Genomic DNA, 22,970 nt, shown 5'->3' with positions numbered 1-22,970 from the left:
ATGACAAGGCAATAAGCCTTCAACATCCATATAGCACCTATATCCCATGCTCTCGGATAGGACGCTATATCCCTGTTTAAATCATATCGTGTTTATAAAAATTCTTATCAGGCTTAATCCAAAATCCGGTTACAGTTCAGTTGATTAGGCTGCGCACTAACCTTAATTAATCGGTCATCCACCTTCATTACCCATCGATAGAATTTAGGGATATTTTTTACATTAAAACTATTATGACTCACAGTATTATATTGCGCCAAATCCTTATCATTAGTACTACTGCCAAACCCATAGCCACTGTCAGCATCACAATAATTGCGGTCACCATTTCTGGAAGCCAGCCAAATTAGGGGCAGTTTGCTGCTCATTGATAGCTCAAACTGGTTCTGGATAATCTGGTTATGATGCGAAGTCTGATGACGTACCGTGCCCCCTTCCCCACAATTCCGATACAAATAAATCGCTCCGTGATGAGGATCTATAAAACGATTATTGCGAATAATATTATGTGCAGAACCATCCACGGCAATCAGTTCGCGGGATTTGGTTTGCACCTTAAATGCATTGTTTTCAATGGTATTGTGGCTACTTTCCGCATCCAGATACAATGCAAGACCAGCTGTTTGCCCTATAAACTGGCTATTTTTTAAAGTGACATGATGCACGCCCGGTGCAAGATACATCATATTATGCTGTCCACCAATCAGGGCAATGTTGTCTAAAATAATATGATGAGGCGCTGCCTGTTGTGCGCGTTCAGTATGTCCTGCCTGATGAGAAGACTGCTTTAACAACTTCCCCTGCCCATTTTCGGCCATACCGTGAATGCGTAATGATCCGGTAATCTGGGCATTTTTAATGGTGATATGATGCGGTACTTGCCAGGTGTCCTGATCTTGTTTTGAAGTAATTAGTACTGAGGGCTTGGCATAAGTCGCACTAACTTCTGCACCATTGCCATCAAATACAATATTGGCTACGCGCCCACCAGCAAAAATAAGCTGCTTGGTAATTTTTGCATTTTTTGGCAGCGTCATTGAGCAATCAATATAAACACTAGGCTGTTCTGTAGTAGCAGGTTGCAAAACTTCCTGTAGCTTTTGCGCCGTGCAAAGCGTGAGGTTGCTATTATCTTTGGCTACGGCTGTCTGTGAAAAACTAGTGAGCATAATGATTACCAGCAATAAAATTTTAAACATGAACACTTGAGCGTTTTAGTCTATACATCGCCTTAAAGTTTAAAAGAAATGTATTTGCTGCAAGTACTCAATTTGAACGTCTTGTGATAACCAAGTGTGAATATAATTATTTTAAGAATACTTAGAATGCATTGTAGCTGGCATAAAAAAACCGCCTGATTAAAGGCGGTTCTTTGCTTTAAACCTTGCTATCAAGCACGGTTTTTCAGCTTACGCAGGGTTTCCAGCTGGGCGGCGGTTTCAGCCAGTGCAGCCATTGCCGCACCGGTATCCAGCTCACCACGCTGGTTTTCCAGCAGAGTTTCAGCCTGTTTACGCGCTTCCAGAATGGCCGCTTCGTCAAGGTCACCGGCACGCACTGCGGTATCCGCCAAGACGGTTACCACATGCGGTTGTACCTCAAGCACACCACCCGATACATAGATCACTTCTTCTGTACCGTTTTCCAGTTGCACACGAATTGGGCCTGGTTGAAGCAAGGTTACCAGTGGCGCATGGCCAGGCAAAATACCCAGCTCACCGCCTGCACCTTTTGCAATAAGCATGGACACCGCACCTGAATAGATGGATTCCTTAACGCTTACTACATCACATTGCATTACTGCCATGAGATAATCTCCCTGAACCTAAACGTATCGTTAGAGTTTCTCGGCTTTGGCAATTGCTTCTTCAATACCACCAACCATGTAGAACGCTTGTTCTGGCAAGTGATCGTATTCGCCAGCCAGAATACCTTTAAAGCCACTAATGGTGTCTTTCAATGGTACAATTTTGCCTTTCTGGCCAGTAAATACTTCAGCCACGTTAAATGGCTGTGACAGGAAGCGTTGAATCTTACGCGCACGGTATACAACCAGCTTGTCTTCTTCAGCCAGCTCGTCCATACCCAGAATCGCGATGATGTCTTTTAGCTCTTTATAGCGTTGCAGTACGGTTTGTACACCACGGGCAACAGTATAGTGCTCTTCACCAACCACGTTTGGATCCAGCTGACGTGAAGTTGAATCGAGTGGATCTACCGCAGGGTAAATACCTAAAGACGCAATATCACGGCTCAGTACCACAGTTGCATCCAAGTGAGCAAAGGTGGTGGCTGGTGACGGATCGGTCAAGTCATCCGCAGGAACATAAACGGCTTGTACTGAGGTGATCGAACCGGTTTTGGTCGAAGTAATACGCTCTTGCAGAACGCCCATTTCTTCGGCCAGTGTTGGCTGGTAACCTACCGCAGATGGCATACGACCCAGCAGTGCAGATACTTCGGTCCCTGCCAGGGTATAACGGTAAATGTTGTCTACGAACAACAGTACGTCACGACCCTTGCCATTTTCGTCTTTTTCATCACGGAAATATTCCGCCATGGTCAGGCCAGTCAGCGCAACACGCAGACGGTTGCCCGGTGGCTCATTCATCTGGCCGTAAACCATTGCAACTTTGTCTACCACATTAGAGTCTTTCATCTCGTGATAGAAGTCGTTACCTTCACGGGTACGCTCACCAACACCAGCGAATACAGAGTAACCACTGTATACTTTAGCGATGTTGTTGATCAGTTCCATCATGTTTACGGTTTTACCAACACCCGCACCACCGAACAGACCAACTTTACCACCTTTAGCAAATGGGCAAAGCAAGTCAATTACCTTGATACCAGTCGCCAATAGTTCAGTAGAACCTGCTTGCTCAGCATAGCTTGGCGCTTCACGGTGAATCGCCCAAGTGGTTTGGGTTTCAACCGGACCAGCTTCATCAATGGGACGGCCTAAAACGTCCATGATGCGACCCAGTGTACCTGTACCCACTGGAACAGAAATCGGGCCATTGGTGCTGGTTACTGGCAGACCGCGCTTTAGGCCTTCAGTAGAACCCATGGCGATGGTACGAACAATCCCGTCACCCAGCTGCTGCTGAACTTCCAGCGTTGTTTCAGTATTGTCAACATGCAAAGCGTCATAGATCTTCGGAACGCTGTTGCGCTCGAACTCGACGTCGATTACCGCGCCGATGATCTGAACGATACGACCGCTACTCATTGCTGTCTCCTCAATTCAAATTAAAAATGTTAAACGGCAGCGGCACCGCCAACGATCTCGGAAATTTCCCGGGTAATCGCGGCTTGACGCAGCTTGTTATAAATAAGTTGCAAGCTCTTGATCAGCTCGCCCGCATTATCAGTTGCTGCCTTCATGGCAATCATACGGGCAGCCTGCTCGGAAGCAATGTTTTCTACCACGCCCTGATACACCATGGACTCAATGTAACGCACCAATAAGCCATTGAGTAATACATTGGCTTCTGGCTCATACAGATAGTCCCAGCCATAGCTGCGATTAAGCTGTTCGCCTTCGCTGCTTGCCGCCAACGGCACCAACTGATCAATCTGGGGCTTTTGGGTCATGGCATTGATGAACTTGTTGGACACCAGATAAACACGGTCAATCTCGCCGCGATCAAAGGCATCCAGCATCACTTGCACAGACCCGGTCAACTGTTCCATGCCTGGCGCATCGCCCACTTGCGTGGTTGCACCCAGCACCTTGCCGCCATAATTCTTGAAAAACGTAACCGCTTTTTGACCAATTAATGCAAATTGAACATCAATCGATTGTTCCTGCTGGGTCTTTACGTGCTGAATCACACGCTTGAACAGGTTGATATTCAAACCACCTGCCAGACCACGATCTGAAGAAACAATAATATAGCCAACGCGTTTTACCGGACGCTCAACCATATAACGATGCTTGTATTCAGGATTTGCTTGCACTAAATGGGCAATCACACGGCGCATATTTTCGGCATAAGGACGGCCCTGCGACATACGCTCCTGCGCACGACGCATTTTACTGGCAGCCACCAGTTGCATGGCACGCGTAATTTTTTGCGTGCTTTTAATACTGGCTACCTTGGCGCGAATTTCTTTTAAACTTGCCATACGCTTAACCTGTTATTTGGAAGATTCAGGCAAACCCTAAACCTTCCAAATGTGATCCGTGAATCAGGTATTAACCTTCAGGATAAACCTTGAAGATTAATAAGCCTGAGTTGCTTTGAAGCTTTCAATACCTTGCTTCAAGCCTGCTTCAATATCGCCATTAAAGTTGGCTGTACGATCAATCTCGTCCATTAATGCACTGTGTTGAGAGCGCATATAAGCCAGCAGGGCTTCTTCAAAGTCACCAATCTTGTTGACAGGAACATCAGCCAGATAGCCTTCGTTAGAGGCATAAATGGAAACGGCCTGATCAGCAATGGAGAACGGCGCATACTGCTTTTGCTTCATCAGCTCGGTGACGCGCTGACCATGCTCTAGCTGCTTACGGGTTGCTTCATCAAGATCTGATGCAAACTGGGCAAATGCTGCCAGTTCACGGTACTGTGCCAGTGCAGTACGGATACCACCAGACAGTTTTTTGATAATCTTGGTTTGTGCAGCACCACCCACACGCGATACCGAAATACCCGCGTTTACTGCAGGACGTACGCCCGCGTTAAACAGTGAGGATTCCAGGAAGATCTGACCGTCAGTAATCGAAATGACGTTGGTTGGTACGAATGCAGAGACGTCACCAGCCTGGGTTTCAATGATTGGCAATGCAGTCAGGGAACCAGTCTGGCCAGTTACGGCGCCGTTGGTGAATTTCTCAACATAGGCGGCAGAAACACGGGATGCACGCTCCAGTAGACGGGAGTGCAGATAGAATACGTCACCTGGGTATGCTTCACGGCCTGGTGGACGACGCAGCAGCAGGGAAATCTGGCGATACGCCACAGCCTGCTTGGACAGATCATCATACACAATCAGTGCATCTTCACCACGGTCACGGAAGTACTCACCCATGGTACAACCAGAGTAAGGCGCCAGGAACTGCATGGCAGCAGGTTCAGAGGCAGAGGCCGCAACCACAGTGGTGTAAGCCAGCGCACCAGATTCTTCCAGTTTGCGTACCACGTTAGCAATGGTTGATTGCTTTTGACCAATTGCCACATAGACACATTTAATGCCAGAATCTTTCTGGGCAATAATCGCGTCAATCGCCATGGCAGTTTTACCAGTCTGGCGGTCACCAATGATCAGCTCGCGCTGGCCACGACCTACCGGAATCATGGTATCTACTGACTTATAACCAGTTTGTACAGGTTGATCAACGCTTTGACGCCAGATTACACCAGGTGCAACCTTTTCAACAGCATCATTAACCTGGGCATTGATTGGGCCTTTGCCGTCAATCGGGTTACCCAGTGCATCGACAACGCGACCCAATAATTCAGGGCCTACTGGAACTTCAAGTACACGACCGGTACAGCGAACTTTCTGGCCTTCTTGCAGGCTTAAGTAGTTGCCTAATACGACAGCACCGACTGAATCTTGTTCCAAGTTCAGTGCCATACCGTATAAGCCGCCGTCAAATTCGATCATCTCACCGTACATGGCATCAGCCAGACCGTGAATACGCACGATACCATCAGATACCATGACGATGGTACCTTCATTCTTGGCGGTCGCGCTGGTGTCCAGATCGCTGATACGCTGTTTAATGAGCGCACTGATCTCGGATGGATTCAGTTGTTGCATTTGCGCTATACCTCAATATTTTTTAAGTTCTGCCTAACCGTTGGTATTACACCATTACGCGGTTAAACGAGTTCGCATTTTTTCCAGCTTAGCCTGGGCAGAATCATCAATCACCTGATCACCGGCACGAATCACAACCCCTGCAATCAAAGCAGAGTTTACAGTTACAGTGGCATCAATGCTGCTGTTAAAGCGTTTTGACAAACGGTCAACCAGCAGTTGCTTTTGCTCATCCGTTAACGGAAAGGCAGATTCGATGGTGACATCAGTCTGATTCTGGTTTTGTGCCTTTAGCTGCTCAAACTCAAGAGCAATTTCTGGCAACAGGTTTAAACGATCATTTTGTGCCAACAAAGTAATAAAGTTGGACACTGATTGATCCTGTAGCGCCGTATTGGTGTCTACAATGATCTTCACCTGTTGTTCAGGGGTCAGCTCAGGACGATTCAAATAAGCGGAAAATGCTTCATCTTGAACCATTGCACTTAGCAGTTGCAGCACGGTAGACCAGTTGTCTGCCATACCCTGTTCAGATGCATAGCCAAAAGCCGCTTTGGCATAAGGCCGTGCTAACGTCAAGAGTTCAGCCATGAGTCTTCTCGCTTATAGTTCTGCAGCCAGTTGATTTAACATGGCAGCATGGGCTTGTTCATCAACCTGGGCTTTAAGAATCTTCTCGGCACCAGCCACTGCCAAGGCAGCAACCTGCCCGCGAAGCTGTTCACGCGCCTGATTGATTTCCTGATCGACTGCTTCACGTGACTGCTGACGAATACGCTCACCTTCGGCTGCTGCCTGGGTACGCGCTTCTTCAACCAGTTGGGCAGCACGACGGTTAGCCTGCTCAATGAGTTGAGCTGCCTGTGCTTTTGCGGCGTCCAGTTCCTGCTTGACCTGCGCCTGTGCATTGGCAAGATCAGCTTTGGCACGCTCAGCCGCATTTAACCCATCAGCAATCTTGCGCTGACGGTCACTAATCGCTGCGATTAGTGGTGGCCAGACAAACTTCATGCAGAATGCGACAAACATCGCAAATGCAATGGCTTGGCCAATTAATGTGAGGTTGATATTCATTGCAATTCCTCAATGATGAATTTGGGAATTAAGAATTAACCACCAACCGCAGTTCTCAGTTGATCGATGAACGGATTAGCAAAAATCAGGAACAGACCAATACCCACACCAATCATTGGTACCGCATCAAGCAGACCAGCAATCAGGAACATGCGAGTTTGTAATTGTGGAGCCAGTTCTGGTTGACGAGCAACAGATTCCAGGAAACGGCCGCCCAGCAGACCAAAGCCAATAGCAGTACCTAAAGCACCAAAAGCGATCAGAAGAGCTGCTGCAATAGCGGTTAGACCAACTACGAGTTCCATGTGTAATACCTCAAAGGTTAGGTTTATAACAAAAACAGGTGATTCATTAAACAATATAAACAGCACCCAGCCTGATTAAAGCCGGGTGCTGAACATTAATGCTTTTCGCTTGCCATGCTTAAATAAACAATGGTCAGCATCATAAAAATAAAGGCTTGCAGGGTAATAACCAGAATGTGGAAAATTGCCCAGGGCACAGACAGCGCCCACTGAATCCAGAATGGCAGCAGGGCGATCAGAATAAAGATCAGCTCGCCAGCATACATGTTACCGAACAGTCGCAGTGCCAGTGATATTGGACGCGCCAGAAAGGTCACCAGTTCCAGAATCAGGTTGATTGGAATAAAGATAATCTTTAATACCGGGTTTTTAGGATTGAACGGGTTTAATGCCAGTTCACCTACAAAGCCACCAATGCCTTTTTCGCGCAGGCTATAGAAAATGATCAGCGCAAAGACAGATAGTGACATGCCCAGTGTAATGTTCGGGTCAGTGGTTGGCACCACTTTGAAATAAACATGATGCGGATCCATGCCAAATACATTGGAACCTACCATAGCAGCCAGTTGCGGAATGAAGTCCACTGGAATCAAGTCCATGGTGTTCATCAGCAAAATCCAGACGAATATGGTCAGTGCCAATGGCGCAATCAGACGGGATTTACCATGAAAGGTTTCCCGCACGCTGGTATCCACAAATTCGATGACCATTTCAATGGCAGACTGGAACTTGCCTGGTACACTAGTATTGGCACGGCGTGCAGCCAGCCAGAACATCAGGCAAAAAATAATTCCAAGCGTGACAGACCACAGCATGGAATCCAGATGGATGGCATTAAAGCCCATTTGCTGTGCTTCAGTACCATTTTCAGCCACTTTCCATGTACCGTCCGGCATTTTGCCATAGGTCCAGTTAGTCAAGTGATGCTTGATGTACTCTGTCGAAGTCAAGGCGTGTTCTTCAGCCATAAATCGCACCCAATTATTAAAAACGAACCAATATCTAAAAACTACTAATAGCAAAACTGGGTCAAGGTAGTTAACGGATGACGCGTGCTGCTTTTCATCCCGTTACCCCACCAAAGAATCTCTCATTACACTCAAACCACAACCAGTCCAGATGACTGAACAGGATTACCGAATCAGTATCCGGCTAATTGTTTGGCCGCTGCCGTGCAGTCCACAAGGGATACAGCCATGCCATAACCTGCACCATAACAAAACCACCAAACAGGGCGGGAATTGACAATGGCGAAACACTGCGAAAAACGATAATAAAACCAACAATAACAATAACAAACTTGCCTATCATTCCTTTATACATTGCGCCTAGTATCTGCTTGGAGGCATGAGCGCCACCCTGACGGAAAGCCTGCCAGGCAAAATAGGCACTGCCTAGCCAGCAGAGCAAGGCACCCAGCCCTGCACTTCGGGCCGCAACCCAGCCTGCAATAAAATAGGCCAGCAATGATGAAATGGGTATTACAACCGCCTGTGCGATGGTCAGGCCTCGCGCTAGACGTCGATCAACCAGCATACTATGCATATTGGATAGGCGCTTGGGCTGATGCATAATGAATCTTCTGGCTACGGTTGAATACGCAATGGCCTGTGCTGCCTTTTAAAATTGCAGCAGAACCTGTCAAAATTTGACCACAATACTTTTAAGCGCGAGCATTATAGTGGTGCAAACCCAAACATGCAATCAGTTCCATTCCAGCAAGCATTGTATTTTAGTATGAATCCGATAGGCGAAAAGACCAGCTTTTATTTCCCGATTTAAGATTATCTTAAGGTTTGGTACAGGCCACTATATCTTGTGCCAATTTTTGCCAGCCAGCCACAAAATCTTGTTCTCCACTCATAATCTCATCAATAGTTTGTACCTTAACTGGTTGCAGCCGCTTGAGTGTGGCTGGGTCTGCATGACCTTCTGCCAGCAGGCACATGGGATAAATTGCGCCATTTTTTGACTTTGGACGCTGTTGTTGCAGCCAGACCAGCTGGCGAATAGTCGGAGGCAAATCATGTTCAACCGTCAGGCTACCCTTGAAATTCAGGTTCAGGCTGCGTTCCAGATACTGGTAGGCATCGTGATAAGCCCAGTATGGCTTGGCGCCTGATGACTGATACTGGCTGGCCTGAGCCATGAGGCGCTGGCTAAATATCTGGGCATTGTGCTGGTAGCGGCTGGCATATTGCGGGAATTGCCGGGCACGTACTGTAGCAATGGCATGGGCAATTCCAACGGCGTTAGCAGGATCTAGCCACAGGTGCGGGTCCAGTGAACTGGCAAAGGCTTTACCCTGTGGATCACGAAGTGGCAGGCGCTTAAAGGCTTTTAGGTCAAATAGCGCAATGGCGTTAGGCTGATCTTTTAGCACTGCTGCCAACGGGGTTTCGTACTGTGCGCCAAACCACAGCACAAAATTGGCCTGCTTTAAGCGCTGGCGATCAGCTGGCCGTAACTGCACATCATGGCCGGACTGGTTGGGTGGCAAGAGCAATACCGGTTTTTCAATGCCCTGGGTAACTGCCGTTGCAATCAGATATAACGGATGGGTACTGACTACCATGCCAGAGACAACAGCGGCATGACCCTGCCCTGAAGGTGGCCGGCTTGCCGCTTCGGTATGATTTAAGCCTAGGATGGTTATTCCTAAAAACAGTACCCCTAAAGCCAGTGCGGCAATAACAAAAAAGCGCATATCTTCCCCAAAGCGGCCTGCTGACTTTGCATCAGGTATAAGGTCGTGAAATCATAGTGAATTAAAGGGTAGCATGTTATACTATTACGTTTACTAAAAAAGCAACTGCCGTTTGATCGTGTGAAATCTTTTTACAGAGGCTTCACGCTTGCAAACGGTTTCAAGCGCATACACTTTATCCTCATGACTGGCTTTGATCTGCCGCGCTGCCCTTAAGGAGGCACCCATGACCAGCTGTTCCCATCCGCATGATAATGCACTGCATGGCGTTCATCAGACCGCCCATAGCCAGCAGGCTGTTGCGCAACGATTGCTGGAAGCAGAACAGGCCTGTGTAAGTTCAGGTTCCCGCCTGACCCCGTTACGGCGTGAGGTGCTGGAACTGATCCTGCTGGCCAGTGCCCCCATTGGTGCTTATGACCTTTTGGCCAAAATGAAGCGTGATAATGAGCGTCCGGCAGCGCCGCCTACGGTTTACCGTACACTGGAATTTTTGCTGGAACAGGGCTTTATTCATCGGCTGGCATCCATTAATGCCTATATTCCCTGTTGTCACCCGCGTGCCGGACATCAGGCTGCCTTCCTGATTTGCCAGAACTGCCATCAGGTGCAGGAAACCTCTGCCAGCCCTTTAATGGACAGTCTGGCTCAGGTAGCAGCCAGTGGTGGTTTTACCGCTCAGCACAGCATGATTGAAATTGCCGGACTATGCCAGAATTGCCAGTCATGACTACCCCATTCCTCATCCAGCTTAGCCATATTTCGGTGCAGTTTGAGCAGCGTTCAGTGCTTAAACAAGTGGACCTTACTATTGCGCCACAGGAAATTGTGAGCCTGATTGGGCCCAATGGTGCAGGCAAGTCGACGCTGGTGAAGGTGATTTTGGGCATTCAACGCATTAATGCAGGCCAGCTTCAGCGCAAGCCCGGACTTAAAATTGGCTATGTGCCGCAGCGTTTTAATCCCTCTGCTAGCCTGCCATTGCGGGTGATGGATTTGCTGGAAGTTTCCCATTGCCAGCCAGCTTTTTTACAGCAGATTATTAGTGAAACCGGGATTGCCCATTTACTTAAACGTCAGGTGCAACAGTTGTCCGGCGGTGAGCGGCAACGGGTGTTGCTGGCGCGTGCACTGCTGCAAAGCCCACAGCTACTGGTGCTGGATGAACCCATGCAAGGTCTGGATATTCAGTCGGAAAGCGAGCTATATGCCTATGTGCGCACCCTGCCTGAGCGCTATGGCTGTGCGGTACTGATGGTGTCGCATGATTTGCAGTGGGTAATGCAGGGCACCCAGCGCGTGGTGTGCCTGAATCACCATATTTGCTGCAGTGGAACGCCCAGTGATATTCAGCAGCATCCGGCCTATCAGGAACTGTTTGGCAGCCAGCGCATGATTTACCAGCATCATCACGACCATTGCGTGCATGGGGAAGTTACTCATAACCAGTGTGGCAATACACCGCATATCCACCCGGAACCCGAGCTATAAAATGGACAGACGTTAAATGGATTGGCTGATTTTACTGGCACCAGCGTGGGTGATGGGTAGCTTGCTAGCATTTTTAACGGCGCCGCTGGGCTGTCTGATGCTCTGGCGCCGCATGGCATTTTTTGCCGATACCATGGCACATGGAACCCTGCTGGGTATTGCCATGGCTGCCTTGCTGGGTTTGCCGCTATGGTTTGGGGTAGGTTGCCTGTCTCTTGTACTGGTAGCCATTTTGTGGGTGCTGCATGATTCGCGTCTGCCCAGTGATGCCCTGCTGGCACTGTGTTCCTCGGCGCTGCTGTGTGGTGGCCTGCTGCTTATTCAGTACCTGCCTACACTGCGGCCAGAATTGCTCAGCTATTTATTTGGCGACTTGCTGTCACTGGACTGGCCAGACATTCCGGCACTAACAGCGGCAGTGGTGGCTGGGGTAATCGTGCTGCTGTATAACTGGCGCGTGCAATTGCGGCTAGTCACCGATGCTGATATTGCCACCAGTGAAGGTGCCAGGGCTGGCCTGCAACGCTTGATTTTTATGCTGTTACTGGCACTGTTTACTGTTTTGGCGCTGCGTGCTGTTGGTTCCCTGCTGATGGGCGCCTTGTTGATTATTCCGGCATTGACTGCCCGCCTGCTGGCGCATTCACCCAGGCAAATGGTGCTGTGGGCCTTTGTCTGGGCACAAGTCGGCATTGCGGGTGGCTTATGGGGTAGTGTCTGGCTCAATAGCTCAACTGGCCTTGCGATTGTTTTGTGTATGGCCGCCTGCTTTGCCCTGATTTTTCTGGGACAAAAAACCCGGCGTTACTTGAAACTGGTTTAAGCCAAAAGCCGGACTATTTTTATGCTCTTTTGGACAGCAGGTTTTTATTAAGTACAGGCTGCTACAGAGCTTTTATTATCTTCTTTAGCTTAATAGACTAATAACCACAACAGACCAAAGCAACGATAGCTGGTTTCACACTGGGTTGCTTAGAACCTGTTATTTTAAAACCTTTATCTTTCAATCTTTTATCTCTAAAATCAGGAGCCCTGCCTGCCATGCCAGCACAATCGGTAATTTTGCCCTTACCTTCGGTTCATGCCCGTTTTCTGGTAATTAAAACCAAGCAGCTGGATGTGGCACGTATTAAGGCACAACTCCAGCATTTTATCGATACCCGTGATCGCCTGCTGACCCAGCACACCCATCAGAATATCAAGACAGCCATTGCCTTCGGCCCTGAACTATGGGCACGACTGTATGACAAAATGCCACCCAACTTTAGCCAGTTGCAGGACATTAGCGGCGCTGCCTTTGACATGCCGGTTGTTCCTGCAGATATTTTTATTCATATTGCCAGCGAGCGCGCTGACATTTGCTTTATTCTGGCGCAGGCTGCCTTGCAAGGCATTCGTAACGATGTTGAAGTGGTGGATGAAATCACCAGTTTCCGCTATATCGACAACCGCGACTTAACCGGTTTTATTGATGGTACAGAAAATCCGCAAATGGCTGATGACCGTGCCGAGGTGGCGCTGCTGCCTGAGGAAAATGGTGAATTTTATGAGGGCAGTTTTATTTTCGCCCAGCGCTTTGTGCATGATCTGGATAAATGGAACCAGCTACGCACCACCGCACAGGAAGATGTGTTTGGCCGTACCAAGCTGGATAGTGTGGAACTGCCAGACGACATCAAGCCCAAGAATGCGCATATTTCACGGGTCGTCATTGAAGAAAATGGTGAAGAACTGGAAATCGTGCGCCATAGCCTGCCTTATGGCAATGCCAGTGGCGATATGGGCCTGTTTTTTGTGGGTTACACCAATGATTTAAGTATTATTAACCGCATGCTGGCGCGGATGCATGGCAAAACCGAAGATGGCCTGCATGACCGTTTGCTGCATTTTACCAAACCAGTCAATGGCGCCTACTTTTTTGCACCTTCGCAGGAATTGCTGGAGCAGCTATTAGGAGATTAACGGGCTAACCACTATAAGGATTAGGACAAAAAGGACAGCAAATATTGTCCTTTTTGAGATTGAATTTTTAAGCTGGCTCCTGGCTTAAGGTTGCGGCGCCTGCACAAACAGTAAGGCAAAGCGCCGCGCAATCGGCAGTACAATAAGCACCGTGGGAAATGCCACAATCCATGAAATCAGCCAGGTACCCAACCAGATTCCTGGCAGATCAGGTTGTAGCCCTAGGCTTTTTAGGGTGCTGATGAGCGACACCACGGCACTCATCATGCCGGATAGAATCAGTGGCATGACAACAGCCATATAACGCGCAGGTAATTTTTTAAATTTTGATGAAGAATTTAGCATCACTGGTTTTTTTGGGTTTGACATCATTTTAATGCTCCTTAACCGCTTTAATCATTAATACGTTGATTCACGTAAACGTTTACGGCAATTGAGAGATTGCTTGGGCACTATAGCATTATTTTTCTAAAAAGATATATCTATTTTATTACTAATATAAGATGAGTTTTATAGGCCTGTCGGACGAGGCTGCCCTTTTTTACTGCAAATTTGCTATATTGTGCAGCTTTCCGTTTTTGCATTTTAATCACTTATGAACACTGCGATCCAATCCGCACTTGATACTGCCATCGATAGCCTGAAACAGCAGGGCGTTTTGCCACAGGACTTTCAAAACAATAGCAGCTTGAGCCGAACCCGTGATCGTAGTCATGGTGATTTTGCCTCCAATGTGGCCATGATTGCCGCCAAGGTTGCAGGTTTAAAACCGCGTGATCTGGCCGAAAAAATACTGACTGCCCTGCCGCAGGTGGATGTAATCAGCAAGGCTGAAATTGCAGGCCCCGGTTTTATTAATTTCTTTTTAAATGATGACCAGCGTTTTGCCGTGCTGGATCAAATTATTGCGCAAACCAGCCAGTTTGGCCGCAGCCAGCAGTTTAATGGCAAAAAAGCACAGGTTGAATTTGTGTCCGCCAACCCGACCAGCAGCCTGCATGTGGGACATGGCCGGGGTGCTGCTTATGGCATGACGGTGGCTAACCTGCTTGAAGCAATTGGCTGGACGGTACAGCGCGAATATTATGTCAATGATGCCGGTCGCCAGATGGATATTCTGGCCACCAGTACCTTTTTACGCTATCTGGAATTGTGCGGCCAAAGCCTGACGTTTCCTTCCAATGGCTATCGTGGCGCGTATGTGACCGAAGATATTGCCCAGAAAATTTTTGATCAGTATGGCAACCAGTTTAACCGCCCGGTAGATGCGCTGTTTGCCAATGTGCCCAGTGACGCCGAGTATGCTGCGGAACTGGACAAAGATGGCAACAAGGTGCTGCTGTCCGGCGACAAGGAAAAACATATTGATGGCCTGATCCATAACGCACAGCAATTGCTGGGTGCAGAGGATTATCGGCTGTTTCACCAGACTGCATTGCAGGTGATTCTGGATGACATCAAGGACGACCTGGCTGATTTTGGCGTAACCTTTGACCAGTGGTTTAGTGAAGCCACCTTAAAGGACAAAATCACCGAAGCCTTGGAAGTACTGGATCAAAATGGCTTTTTGTATGAGAAAGATGGCAATATCTGGTTTAAGTCCACTAATTTTGGCGATGAAAAAGACCGTGTGGTCAAGCGTGCCAATGGCCAGACCACTTATTTTGCTGCTGACATTGCCTATCACTTGAATAAGTTCCAGCGTGGCTTTGATGAAGTGATTAACATCTGGGGTTCTGACCACCACGGTTATATTAGCCGGGTTAAAGCGGCCATTGATGCACTGGGTTTTGATTCCAAAAAGCTCACCGTGCTGCTGGTACAGTTTGTCAGCCTGTGGCGTGGCAGTGAAATGGTGCAAATGTCATCGCGTTCTGGCCAGTTTGTCAGCTTGCGTGAATTGCGTGAAGAAGTGGGCAACGATGCAGCACGTTTTTATTATGTAATGCGCAAGAGCGAGCAGCATATTGACTTTGACCTTGATCTTGCCGTGTCGCAAAGCAAGGACAATGCGGTGTACTACATTCAGTATGCGCACGCGCGGATTTGCAGGCTGTTCAATAATTTTAGCAGCCAGCTCGGCGAAATTCAGTTTGATGAATTAAATGCACATAAAGCCCAGCTTACCAGTGAGGCAGAAAGTGAACTGATTACTAAGCTGGCGGCTTATCCTGATGTACTGGCCCGGGCTGCCCAGCAGTATGAACCACATCAACTGGGCAATTACTTAAAAGAGCTGGCCGGACAGTTACATGGCTGGTATGACACCCACCCGATTATCAAGATTTTTGCAGAACAGCCTGAACTGGCTAAAGCTCGTCTGTTATTAGCATATTGCGTACAACAAGTGCTTAAAAATGGGTTATCTTTATTGGGCGTCTCCGCACCTGAAGCGATGTAGGCGAAACATTGTTTCGTATCGCTGCAAGATCGAAGGCTATGCCTGAGATGGCCATGTAATGAGAATGGATTAGCAAAACCACTTCGTCTTGCGGCATACATGCCTCATCTGCCCATTCACAAGGCATAGAGCATGGTCGCAAGACTGAAGGCTATGCCTGAGATAGCGATGTAAAACGGCAAGAATAATGAAGCCCTGCTTCACCTTGCCGCAAGACCAGAAATCCCGATTTTGGGTTAGAAAAATAGTTGTTCATTGAGGAATAGACTGTGTTTGGCAAAGCTCCACGGGGCGCGACCCAGCGTCCACCGGTTAAAGAACCCAGCAACCAGAAATTGATCCCCGGATGGTTATGGATGATTTTTGGCATGCTGTTGGGGCTGTTTATTATGGTGCTGCTGTATTTATGGCAACCCTGGCGTCCTGCCAATCGGCCCATTGACGCGACCCGGACAACATCGACCGAATCCAGTGCGGATGAAACCAACAAGGACTACCAGTTCTACGATTTGCTGCCCAAGCAACAAGTCACGCCTGTGCCGGATGAAGCCGTACCTGCCAATCCCAACAACGCGGCGGACAATATCATTGTTGCAACGCCCAGTACCCCTGCTGTTGAGCCCACTGTCCCAGATGATATTAATGCGGATCACAGTGACCCGGTAGAAATCACCACGGCCACCCTGCCACAGTATATTCTGCAAGTGAACAGCTACCAGAATCCGGATGATGCCGACGCACGACGCGCTGAAATCCTGCTGGTAGGCTTGCCTGCCGATGTGCGTCAAAGCACGCTGGCCGATGGTTCAACCTGGTTCCGGGTAGTTTCCGGGCCATTTGCCAACCGCGCCGAAGCCTTGAATGCCCAAAGCCTGCTGCAAAACAGCGGGATTGATTCACTGGTGGTGGAACAACGCAAGTAAATCAAACCACGTAATACCCTATTTAAAAAGCTGGCTGTGTTTTAGTCAGCTTTTTTATTTTTCCAGATAGCCTGTAATCATCTCGGTCAGCTCCTGCTTGATGTCCTGTTCACTATATTTATTGATGCCCTGCGAGCAATAGCTCATGATGGTTTGGATTGTGCTGTTGACCACAATAAATACCTTAAGCTCCAGACGTTCCGGATGTTGTCCGGTATAAAACTTGCCTAGAATGTACATGCATAGTTCTGAAAAATGCGTTTGCAGAATTTGTATGGATTTTTGGCCATTTAAGCTGTGCCAGTGACGCAGAATTTCAAGGTAATAGCCATTGTTGGCCTGGAGCTGTTCGAAGCCAAAATCAATACTGGCCGTAATCATGCTTTTTAAATCCGGAAAACTGTGACACAGCACAAACTGCTTAAAATCCTGTCCAAGCTCGTGGCTTTTATATTCCAGCAGGCTTTCAATAATTTCCTGCTTATTGCTGAAATACTGGTAAATAGACCCAACGCTAATACCAGAATGTTCAGAAATCTTGGGAGTCGTTAAGTCTTCAAGACCATGCAAGCCAATATAGTTTTCAGTGGCTTTTAAAATCCGGTTGACCAGTTCTCTGGCCCGTTTTTGCTGTGGCTGCTTGCGCATAACAATAACCCTCCCTAGTTATTTAAATCAGTAGTGCTTTAAGTCACCACTGATTTGAATGACTCGCTATTTGATTAACTGGCTTGATTGACAGATATGCAAGCATCTACTTTTATCATCGACACTTGTCATAATGTTTAACGCCTCAACCCACCTAATTTTCAAGCATTTGAAATCAGATCAGTTTAATTGATCTTTTCCCCTTTGTTACTTGAAGAAGTATATCAAGCAAAAAGCGAATATATATTCAACTTATAAATCACCTATGACAATAGTTTAAATGCTCAATTGCTTAATTTTTTACTTTAATTTAATTTTTTTTGAACTGTTTGAGTAAAACTTAACAGTTATGAGCAGTTTTTATCCTAATGCCTGTTAAAAATATGATTTTAACCACAACACTGTCTGCTCAACATTGGCATTTGGTCTTAGAAGACTGGCTTAACAGGGCTTCTATGGCTGTCACCGCGCATGAATGTTAATGTAAAAAGGCAGCATACTAAGCTATGCTGCCTTTTTTTATTTACACTGGTTTAGCCCTGCTTCAACCGGTGTTAGCTGTATTTCAAAGCTGATTCAAATTTTGCTGATTCAAGCCTTACTTGGCACCACGCTGTTGCAGCTTAGTCCCAAATGCCACCACCTTTTGATAGCCAGCTGGCATGATACGCTGGATCAGTTCCAGTACTTTGGCATCATTACCAATCAGCAGGCGTCGGTCATTATTGCGAACTGCTTCCAGAATCTGGCGCGCGGCTTCTTCAGGTGGCGTACGCAGCAGCTTGTTAAACTGCTTACCAGCTTTTTCCGGGTTCATGCCCAGGCTACGAATACTGTCGTTCATGCGTGCTGCATTGGCAATGTTGGTACGGATACCGCCCGGATGCACACAGGTAGCACTCACGCCATTGTTTTGAATGTCCAGCTCCTGACGCAAGGCTTCGGTAAAGCCACGTACGGCAAATTTACTGGCATTGTAAGCACTTTGGGTTGGCTGGGCAGTCAGGCCAAACAGGCTGGAAATATTAATGATGTGGCCGTCACCGCTGGCTTTCAGATGGGGTAAAAATTCTTTGGTGCCATATACCACACCCCAGAAGTTAATGCCCATCAGCCATTCCAGTTCTTCATAGCTCATGCCTTCAACAGTACTGCCTAGCGCAACGCCAGCATTGTTGAAAATCAGGTTTACCTTGCCATGATCCTGTACAGTTTGTTCAGCCCAGGCCTTGATCCCGTCACGGCTGGATACGTCCAGCTTGGTCGTGGTGACTTTAACCGGGTAGCTGCTGACCAGCTCAACGGTTTTAGCCAGTCCCTGCTCGTTGATATCGCTCAAGGACAGGTGTGCGCCCTGTTTGGCCAGTAATATGGCAAGCTGCTGACCAATCCCTGAACCTGCGCCAGTAATGGCCGCCACTTTATTGTTAAAATCTTTCATACTGAACTTTCCTGGTTAAACCGTACACGGTGTCGAAGAAAACCTGCTACATGGTTAAGCACTATAATTTTGACAATACCTATTGTCAATAAATATTATGCGCCAATGATCTGCAAGGGTAATAGATTACTGCGGGCTGTCGATGGCAGAAATTTTCAAAACCAGTCATGCCGCCATCAGTTTTAGCAGTCAGCCCTGCATGGACAAGGCTTGCTATAAAGCAGGCTGGTTTTTAGACTGTTTTTCAGGCAATTTAGACTGCTCAGGTATTGCGGCTAATGGTCAGAACCACGGCTGCAATTCGTTCCGCACCCGGATAATCCTGTTCATTGAGTTCGTCAGCAAAAATATCGGGATCAATGAGCTGATAATTAAAGGAAAATTTCGAGCCAAACCCTGCCAGATGCTGCTGCACAGCCTGTTGCAACAAATCCTTGCCATGCGCAATCACTACCCCAGTGTAAAGCAGCAAGGTGCCATGCAAGCTAAGCCGTGGCAGAGATTGCTTCACAATATTTAGCGCCAGTTCAGCACCCAGCAACTCACCGCCATGCCGGTACAAACGCTGGTGCCGATCTACCAGATAAGGCGGATTGGCGGTAATCAGGTCAAACTGTCCCTCTACCTGCTGCAACAAATTGCTATGCACGGCCTGTACCTGTTCGGCGCCGTTCAAACTGCTGTTAATCGCGCCATAGGTCAGCGCCAGCGGGTTAATATCAGCCGCAAAAATCTCGGCTTTGGGGGCATAATGGGCCAGACTGATGGTGGCAGGTGCTGCTCCGCTACATAGCTCAATAGCCCGTGTAATGGCAGGCCGATGCTGGTTGAGGTGATGTTGCAGGGCATAAATAAAACGATAGGTGTCTGGCCCAAAAAACACCGCATTTTCCTCTGCCGTGGGATAGGCGGAATGCACCAGCAAATGACTATTCAGGCTGGACACCCGAATCTGGCTGCACCATAAATTTTGCTTTTGGGTAAGCAATTGGTTATTGAGCAATAATCTAAAAATAAAATCTGGCAGCAGGCTGGATTTAAATGGCAACGACCAGCCAAAAACATCAGTTAAATTGGCTGCCTGAGTTTTGCCACTGCGTTTAAGATAGGCAGTATGACTGGTGGGGCTAATGGTGGTGAACTGATAATCCTGGCTTTGTAGCCAGTGTAAAAATTGCCTTACATCCTGTTGTAGTCCCGTGACACTATGTTGTAAGGCCTGCATCTGGTTCATCTGCTTTTTTCCTGTTAAGGCATGATTTTTAAAAGGGAAACCGTTAAGCACGATCAAACTGCCGGGTATTAAACGTAACAGCAACACTGATATTGCTGAGTCTGTACCACAAAACTTTACACCCTATTTTTAAAAATAAAGCTGTAATCATGTTCAGGAATTGTAGTAGGAACAACAAGATGCTAGCTTTGCAAAAGAATATTTTGAATCATTTCTTTTTGGGGAAGTTGCCCGGCAACGTGCCACAGGCAGATGCAGCACAACCTCAAACCTATCGTCAGTTTTATCAGAATTTTTTACAGGCTTATCCCGGGGCGTCCACCATTCGTCAGGCCAAGGCCTTTTTGCAGCAGCAACTGGGCTGGGTGGCCAAACAGCATTGTGACCTGCCGGAAAACCCGGAAGATTTACCACAATGGATGCAGCAGCATACCGAGCGTACCGGCTATGCCTACCAGCAATATTTAAAATCCCGCAAGCAGGGCGCGCCACGTCGCTATTTTGCCAACAAGAGCGAAGCCTTACTGTTTTTACAGCATGTTGAACCCACTAAGCGCGTGGATGGTTCATGGCTATACGGCACCTTGCAATCCTGGCATGACATCAATTGCCACCAGTTAATTCGCACCTATCTGGATGAGCTGGGCAATGGCCTATCCGCCCAGAACCATGTATTGCTCTATCAGCAACTGATGTCAAAAGAAGGTATTCCACTGGCTACAAATTTGCCGGATGAATATTATCATCAGGGCTGCATTCAGCTGGCGCTGGGTTTGCTGGGTCAGGATTTTATGCCGGAAGTGATTGGCTTTAATCTGGGTTATGAACAAATGCCACTGCATTTGCTGATTACCACTTATGAGCTGGATGAACTGGGCATTGACCCTTATTATTTTAGCCTGCATGTGACTGTAGATAATGCGCACAATGGCCATGCCCAGCAGGCGGTTGAAGCCGTGTATGCCATGCTGCCGTTATTTAAGGAACGCGACGAGTTTTATCAGCGCATCCGACGCGGTTATATGCTTAATAATCTGGGCATGGGCACTGAACAAATCATTCAGAGAATTGATCTTAAAGAAGCCATTACCGATGTATTCAAACATAAGGCAGTAGTTGGCCAGTTTGCCCATGGTAATTATTGCCGTCTGGCAGGCCATTCGATTAATGAATGGCTGTCCAACAGCGATGACATGGGCCGCTTTATTGACGTACTGGAAGAAGCAGGCTGGATCAAGCGCCATGAAAATCCGGAAAACAGCCGCTTCTGGCACCTGATTCATGGTGAAAAAGCAGTCATGTTTGGTGTATTTAGCAATGCCGAACAACAAATTATCTATGACTGGATTGCTGGTGACTGGCTTAACAGCCCTGAGGCGCCACGCATTCGCCGTTATCGGGCAGTGCATCGCCATGTCGAGATTGCGCCATCACAAACCCTGACTATTCAGCAGGCGCTCAACAGTAAAAATGCTGATCTGGCCGATCTCGCGCAAAAACTGGTAGAACGCGATAACTCTGAACAGGCGTTTTACCTGTTAATCCCATACCTTGCGCCATCATTACACACCAGTGTGGTGGGCTTATGGGCCACCCGGCAGTTTGTTGGTCTGCTTAATCAGGAAGCCAATTTGCCGGTTCAATCCTGACTGGTTTTAGCCTGAATAGTTTAAGCCTGACAGGGTCAATGACTTGGTCGCAATTCCCACCTGATCTTCGGGTATTTCAAGGGAATTGCGGCTTTTGCATATGGATGCATGGCTAAAGACGTTTAACTGTAGCGTTATATGTGCATAGCTGTCTTAATTTTTCTGCTAAAAGTATTTTCTTAATGCTTTTTAAGCGGCGTACTTTCACACAAAATCTGGCATTTATTGAGAAAGATGACAGTCCGGGCAGAATATGGCATGCTGAATTGCCTATTCAACCTCGTGTTGCCAGAGACCAGCACCAAGACAATGACTGATGATCAATCCAAACCGCAAGGCACTTCACCTGTTGTGCCTGTTACGGAAAACACCCTGCCTCCCATGCCACTAGCCCAATCCGATACAACGGATCAGCCAGACACTGTGCCCGATGATCAAGATAAAGGCACGCCAGCAAAGCCGGCCAGCAAAAAACCCGGCAGCCGCAGTGTGAGCAAGCGCCGCAGTTTTAAGGGCCTGAGTCTGGAGCAGCGCCAGAATGAGCGGCGTGAAAAGCTGATTGAAGCAGGCTTGCAGGTGTATGGTACACAAGGCTTTTTTTCGGTGACCGTGCGTGATGTCTGCAATGAGGCCAAGCTGACCGAACGCTACTTTTATGAGTCATTCAAGCGCAGTGAAGAGTTATTTAAGACCATTTATTTGCGCCTGATTGAACAGCTGCAGCAAAATATTCTGGCAGCGGTGATGCAAAGCAAGGCTGAAGCACGCCTGATGATTGAGGCAGGCTTAACCGCCATGTTCAAGTCTCTGCAGGATGATCCACGCATGGCCCGTATCCTGTTTATTGATGCGATTTTAGTGCATGAAATGCATGGCAACACCATTAGTGAAGCTGTATCCCGCTTTGATCGCATGATTCAGGCTTTTATGATGCTGATGTTTCCCAAGAAACCAGTGCCCAAGGCTGACCTGTCGCTATTGTCTACTGGCTTAAATGGTTTTGTCACCCACATTGCCATGCGCTGGGTGATTGGTGGCTTTCGTGAGCCACTGCCGCAGGTACTGGCAGCCTGTCAAGTGGCCTATTTGTCCATATTGCAGTGGATGGAAAAGGAACCGCAGGAGTAATTCGAGCCATATTGCCCTGCGGGATTGGCGTATACCTGTGCTTTATTTTGCTAAAAAATGGCTTATTTCAGGCAAATGGGGATTTTTGCAATAAAACTGTCATCTTTTGCCTTTGTAATAGGACTGTCATATCACAAGCCTAAACCCTGAACCCATCAGGTGGCTTTATTAATCGCTGCATGATCCATAGCAAAATTAGCATAGCGGAATCGAACACAGGTGGTTCCAATAAGGG

General features: G+C 47.7%; 23 protein-coding genes. 8 read left to right on the top strand and 15 right to left on the bottom strand.

The genetic code is table 11. From position 1 onward, the window contains the following. Nucleotides 1–113: 113 nt before the first annotated feature. The 11 genes from Q337_RS17570 to Q337_RS0111225 form a co-directional block, all read right to left on the bottom strand. A complete protein-coding gene (locus Q337_RS17570; protein ID WP_169733760.1) occupies nt 114–1,169 on the bottom strand; it encodes a right-handed parallel beta-helix repeat-containing protein in 1,056 nt (351 codons plus the stop codon). Nucleotides 1,170–1,390: 221 nt separating this feature from the next. After that, complete coding sequence (locus Q337_RS0111270) at nt 1,391–1,807, bottom strand: F0F1 ATP synthase subunit epsilon (RefSeq protein WP_026471674.1); 417 nt, start codon at nt 1,805–1,807, stop codon at nt 1,391–1,393. 30 nt (nt 1,808–1,837) lie between these two features. Further along, the gene (atpD, locus tag Q337_RS0111265; RefSeq protein WP_026471673.1) at nt 1,838–3,232 is read right to left on the bottom strand and encodes a F0F1 ATP synthase subunit beta; all 1,395 of its coding nucleotides are present in this window, start codon (nt 3,230–3,232) and stop codon (nt 1,838–1,840) included. A gap of 29 nt (nt 3,233–3,261) precedes the next feature. Next, nucleotides 3,262–4,131 carry a F0F1 ATP synthase subunit gamma gene (atpG, locus tag Q337_RS0111260; protein WP_026471672.1) on the bottom strand — a complete coding sequence of 290 codons (870 nt, stop codon included), beginning with the start codon at nt 4,129–4,131 and terminating at the stop codon, nt 3,262–3,264. A 96-nt stretch (nt 4,132–4,227) separates the two neighbouring features. Then, entirely contained in the window at nt 4,228–5,772 is a 1,545-nt protein-coding gene (atpA, locus tag Q337_RS0111255) for a F0F1 ATP synthase subunit alpha (RefSeq protein ID WP_026471671.1), read from the bottom strand. Between the two features lie 54 nt (nt 5,773–5,826). After that, nucleotides 5,827–6,363, bottom strand: coding sequence for a F0F1 ATP synthase subunit delta (locus tag Q337_RS0111250; protein ID WP_026471670.1), 537 nt, complete (start codon nt 6,361–6,363; stop codon nt 5,827–5,829). A 12-nt stretch (nt 6,364–6,375) separates the two neighbouring features. Continuing rightward, nucleotides 6,376–6,846 (bottom strand): F0F1 ATP synthase subunit B, encoded by a 471-nt coding sequence (locus Q337_RS0111245; protein WP_026471669.1) that lies wholly within the window; start codon nt 6,844–6,846, stop codon nt 6,376–6,378. Nucleotides 6,847–6,881: 35 nt separating this feature from the next. Next, complete coding sequence (gene atpE, locus Q337_RS0111240) at nt 6,882–7,151, bottom strand: F0F1 ATP synthase subunit C (RefSeq protein WP_026471668.1); 270 nt, start codon at nt 7,149–7,151, stop codon at nt 6,882–6,884. Nucleotides 7,152–7,246: 95 nt separating this feature from the next. Next, entirely contained in the window at nt 7,247–8,119 is an 873-nt protein-coding gene (gene atpB, locus Q337_RS0111235; protein ID WP_026471667.1) for a F0F1 ATP synthase subunit A, read from the bottom strand. A gap of 184 nt (nt 8,120–8,303) precedes the next feature. Next, entirely contained in the window at nt 8,304–8,723 is a 420-nt protein-coding gene (locus Q337_RS0111230; RefSeq protein WP_228133125.1) for an ATP synthase subunit I, read from the bottom strand. Nucleotides 8,724–8,940: 217 nt separating this feature from the next. Further along, nucleotides 8,941–9,858 (bottom strand): metal ABC transporter solute-binding protein, Zn/Mn family, encoded by a 918-nt coding sequence (locus Q337_RS0111225; protein WP_051526824.1) that lies wholly within the window; start codon nt 9,856–9,858, stop codon nt 8,941–8,943. Between the two features lie 226 nt (nt 9,859–10,084). Here Q337_RS0111225 and Q337_RS0111215 point away from each other — a divergent pair, with 226 nt between their 5' ends. From Q337_RS0111215 to Q337_RS0111200, 4 genes are all read left to right on the top strand, one after another. Then, a complete protein-coding gene (locus tag Q337_RS0111215; protein ID WP_026471664.1) occupies nt 10,085–10,588 on the top strand; it encodes a transcriptional repressor in 504 nt (167 codons plus the stop codon). Next, nucleotides 10,567–11,349, top strand: a complete 783-nt coding sequence (locus Q337_RS0111210) for a metal ABC transporter ATP-binding protein (protein ID WP_026471663.1) — start codon at nt 10,567–10,569, stop codon at nt 11,347–11,349. Before Q337_RS0111215 ends, Q337_RS0111210 begins: the two co-directional genes overlap by 22 nt. A gap of 16 nt (nt 11,350–11,365) precedes the next feature. Next, the gene (locus Q337_RS0111205; RefSeq protein ID WP_026471662.1) at nt 11,366–12,172 is read left to right on the top strand and encodes a metal ABC transporter permease; all 807 of its coding nucleotides are present in this window, start codon (nt 11,366–11,368) and stop codon (nt 12,170–12,172) included. A gap of 218 nt (nt 12,173–12,390) precedes the next feature. Beyond that, nucleotides 12,391–13,311 carry a Dyp-type peroxidase gene (locus tag Q337_RS0111200; RefSeq protein WP_026471661.1) on the top strand — a complete coding sequence of 307 codons (921 nt, stop codon included), beginning with the start codon at nt 12,391–12,393 and terminating at the stop codon, nt 13,309–13,311. 84 nt (nt 13,312–13,395) lie between these two features. Here the strand turns inward: Q337_RS0111200 and Q337_RS0111195 are convergent, their stop codons facing one another. Further along, nucleotides 13,396–13,683 carry a DUF2798 domain-containing protein gene (locus Q337_RS0111195; RefSeq protein WP_407636774.1) on the bottom strand — a complete coding sequence of 96 codons (288 nt, stop codon included), beginning with the start codon at nt 13,681–13,683 and terminating at the stop codon, nt 13,396–13,398. 223 nt (nt 13,684–13,906) lie between these two features. On the opposite strand from Q337_RS0111195, the gene argS reads away from it, so the two are divergent. Both argS and Q337_RS0111185 read left to right on the top strand, forming a co-directional pair. Then, complete coding sequence (gene argS / locus Q337_RS0111190) at nt 13,907–15,712, top strand: arginine--tRNA ligase (RefSeq protein ID WP_026471659.1); 1,806 nt, start codon at nt 13,907–13,909, stop codon at nt 15,710–15,712. A gap of 269 nt (nt 15,713–15,981) precedes the next feature. Continuing rightward, nucleotides 15,982–16,635: an SPOR domain-containing protein gene (locus Q337_RS0111185; protein WP_026471658.1), complete on the top strand. Its 654-nt coding sequence runs from the start codon at nt 15,982–15,984 to the stop codon at nt 16,633–16,635. Nucleotides 16,636–16,689: 54 nt separating this feature from the next. Here the strand turns inward: Q337_RS0111185 and Q337_RS0111180 are convergent, their stop codons facing one another. The 3 genes from Q337_RS0111180 to Q337_RS0111170 all read right to left on the bottom strand — a co-directional run bounded on the left by Q337_RS0111180 (nt 16,690) and on the right by Q337_RS0111170 (nt 19,958). Continuing rightward, complete coding sequence (locus Q337_RS0111180; protein WP_026471657.1) at nt 16,690–17,283, bottom strand: TetR/AcrR family transcriptional regulator; 594 nt, start codon at nt 17,281–17,283, stop codon at nt 16,690–16,692. A gap of 598 nt (nt 17,284–17,881) precedes the next feature. Further along, nucleotides 17,882–18,724: an SDR family NAD(P)-dependent oxidoreductase gene (locus Q337_RS0111175; RefSeq protein WP_026471656.1), complete on the bottom strand. Its 843-nt coding sequence runs from the start codon at nt 18,722–18,724 to the stop codon at nt 17,882–17,884. Nucleotides 18,725–18,986: 262 nt separating this feature from the next. Continuing rightward, nucleotides 18,987–19,958, bottom strand: a complete 972-nt coding sequence (locus Q337_RS0111170; RefSeq protein WP_026471655.1) for a methyltransferase — start codon at nt 19,956–19,958, stop codon at nt 18,987–18,989. Between the two features lie 179 nt (nt 19,959–20,137). On the opposite strand from Q337_RS0111170, the gene Q337_RS17565 reads away from it, so the two are divergent. Then, nucleotides 20,138–21,607, top strand: a complete 1,470-nt coding sequence (locus Q337_RS17565) for an iron-containing redox enzyme family protein (protein ID WP_051526822.1) — start codon at nt 20,138–20,140, stop codon at nt 21,605–21,607. A 381-nt stretch (nt 21,608–21,988) separates the two neighbouring features. Beyond that, nucleotides 21,989–22,735 carry a TetR/AcrR family transcriptional regulator gene (locus tag Q337_RS0111160; RefSeq protein ID WP_084494821.1) on the top strand — a complete coding sequence of 249 codons (747 nt, stop codon included), beginning with the start codon at nt 21,989–21,991 and terminating at the stop codon, nt 22,733–22,735. Nucleotides 22,736–22,970 lie beyond the last annotated feature (235 nt).

It is taken from the genome of Alkanindiges illinoisensis DSM 15370 (genome assembly GCF_000619845.1).
GTDB classification, from domain to species: Bacteria; Pseudomonadota; Gammaproteobacteria; order Pseudomonadales; family Moraxellaceae; genus Alkanindiges; species Alkanindiges illinoisensis.
Note: the sequence above shows the minus strand (reverse complement) of the source record. Positions and strands in the feature narration are given on the sequence as shown.

Excerpts from the sequence above, each read along its gene's own strand:
- Q337_RS17570 (WP_169733760.1), bottom strand. The coding sequence starts at position 1,169 with ATGCTCACTAGTTTTTCACAGACAGCCGTAGCCAAAGATAATAGCAAC.
- Q337_RS0111270 (WP_026471674.1), bottom strand. The coding sequence starts at position 1,807 with ATGGCAGTAATGCAATGTGATGTAGTAAGCGTTAAGGAATCCATCTAT.
- atpD (WP_026471673.1), bottom strand. The coding sequence starts at position 3,232 with ATGAGTAGCGGTCGTATCGTTCAGATCATCGGCGCGGTAATCGACGTC.
- atpG (WP_026471672.1), bottom strand. The coding sequence starts at position 4,131 with ATGGCAAGTTTAAAAGAAATTCGCGCCAAGGTAGCCAGTATTAAAAGC.
- atpA (WP_026471671.1), bottom strand. The coding sequence starts at position 5,772 with ATGCAACAACTGAATCCATCCGAGATCAGTGCGCTCATTAAACAGCGT.
- Q337_RS0111250 (WP_026471670.1), bottom strand. The coding sequence starts at position 6,363 with ATGGCTGAACTCTTGACGTTAGCACGGCCTTATGCCAAAGCGGCTTTT.
- Q337_RS0111245 (WP_026471669.1), bottom strand. The coding sequence starts at position 6,846 with ATGAATATCAACCTCACATTAATTGGCCAAGCCATTGCATTTGCGATG.
- atpE (WP_026471668.1), bottom strand. The coding sequence starts at position 7,151 with ATGGAACTCGTAGTTGGTCTAACCGCTATTGCAGCAGCTCTTCTGATC.
- atpB (WP_026471667.1), bottom strand. The coding sequence starts at position 8,119 with ATGGCTGAAGAACACGCCTTGACTTCGACAGAGTACATCAAGCATCAC.
- Q337_RS0111230 (WP_228133125.1), bottom strand. The coding sequence starts at position 8,723 with ATGCATCAGCCCAAGCGCCTATCCAATATGCATAGTATGCTGGTTGAT.
- Q337_RS0111225 (WP_051526824.1), bottom strand. The coding sequence starts at position 9,858 with ATGCGCTTTTTTGTTATTGCCGCACTGGCTTTAGGGGTACTGTTTTTA.
- Q337_RS0111215 (WP_026471664.1), top strand. The coding sequence starts at position 10,085 with ATGACCAGCTGTTCCCATCCGCATGATAATGCACTGCATGGCGTTCAT.
- Q337_RS0111210 (WP_026471663.1), top strand. The coding sequence starts at position 10,567 with ATGCCAGAATTGCCAGTCATGACTACCCCATTCCTCATCCAGCTTAGC.
- Q337_RS0111205 (WP_026471662.1), top strand. The coding sequence starts at position 11,366 with ATGGATTGGCTGATTTTACTGGCACCAGCGTGGGTGATGGGTAGCTTG.
- Q337_RS0111200 (WP_026471661.1), top strand. The coding sequence starts at position 12,391 with ATGCCAGCACAATCGGTAATTTTGCCCTTACCTTCGGTTCATGCCCGT.
- Q337_RS0111195 (WP_407636774.1), bottom strand. The coding sequence starts at position 13,683 with ATGATGTCAAACCCAAAAAAACCAGTGATGCTAAATTCTTCATCAAAA.
- argS (WP_026471659.1), top strand. The coding sequence starts at position 13,907 with ATGAACACTGCGATCCAATCCGCACTTGATACTGCCATCGATAGCCTG.
- Q337_RS0111180 (WP_026471657.1), bottom strand. The coding sequence starts at position 17,283 with ATGCGCAAGCAGCCACAGCAAAAACGGGCCAGAGAACTGGTCAACCGG.
- Q337_RS0111175 (WP_026471656.1), bottom strand. The coding sequence starts at position 18,724 with ATGAAAGATTTTAACAATAAAGTGGCGGCCATTACTGGCGCAGGTTCA.
- Q337_RS0111170 (WP_026471655.1), bottom strand. The coding sequence starts at position 19,958 with ATGAACCAGATGCAGGCCTTACAACATAGTGTCACGGGACTACAACAG.
- Q337_RS17565 (WP_051526822.1), top strand. The coding sequence starts at position 20,138 with ATGCTAGCTTTGCAAAAGAATATTTTGAATCATTTCTTTTTGGGGAAG.
- Q337_RS0111160 (WP_084494821.1), top strand. The coding sequence starts at position 21,989 with ATGCCACTAGCCCAATCCGATACAACGGATCAGCCAGACACTGTGCCC.